Annotated in this window: 1 protein-coding gene; it reads right to left on the bottom strand. The window is 64.9% G+C overall.

Annotation, left to right across the window (positions count from 1 at the left end; all coding sequences use genetic code 11):
- Positions 1 to 94: 94 nt before the first annotated feature.
- Positions 95 to 510 (bottom strand): phosphoenolpyruvate carboxylase (locus NZU74_20895; protein MCS6883779.1); only part of this gene is annotated, 416 nt, incomplete at its 5' end.

The following is a 510-nucleotide window of genomic DNA, read 5'->3' as shown; positions in this document are numbered from 1 at the left end:
CGGATAAGTGCAACGGATGAAACGGATGGAACGGATGGAACGGATGACAGTTACAGCTAACTGAGGCCCAAATCCATCCGAGTTTACATGCGCTTCAGCTGCTGTCTCGGCGGCTCATCATCCCGCCCAGCAGCCAGACCAGGCCGAGGGCTGCGCCGGCCAGCAGGCCGAACAAGGCAGCGCCGCGCACGTCGAGCAGCGTGTAGGCGGTGCCGTTGAACTCGCGCGCCAGCAGCAGCACCGTCAGCACATCTGCCGGGCCGCGCGTCATGCTGATGATGAACGGGCCGAGCAGCGCGTCGCCGTAGATGCGGCGCGTGCGGGCAATGAGTTGAAAGAGCGCCCAGGTTTCGGCGGTATCACGGGTGATGCCGGCATTGGCAGCCAGCGCAGCGGGCCTCGGCTCGGCCAGCAGGCGGTCAAGCGTAGCACGGCGTTCTTCTTCCGAGTTGCGCGCAAAGTTCACATCCAAGTCGAGGCCGCGCAGCAGCTCACCGAGGGTTGCCGCCA

The organism is Chloroflexaceae bacterium, assembly GCA_025057155.1.
Classification (GTDB): Bacteria; Chloroflexota; Chloroflexia; order Chloroflexales; family Chloroflexaceae; genus JACAEO01.
The sequence above is the reverse complement of the archived record's forward strand: the minus strand, read 5'-3'. Positions and strand labels throughout refer to the sequence as shown.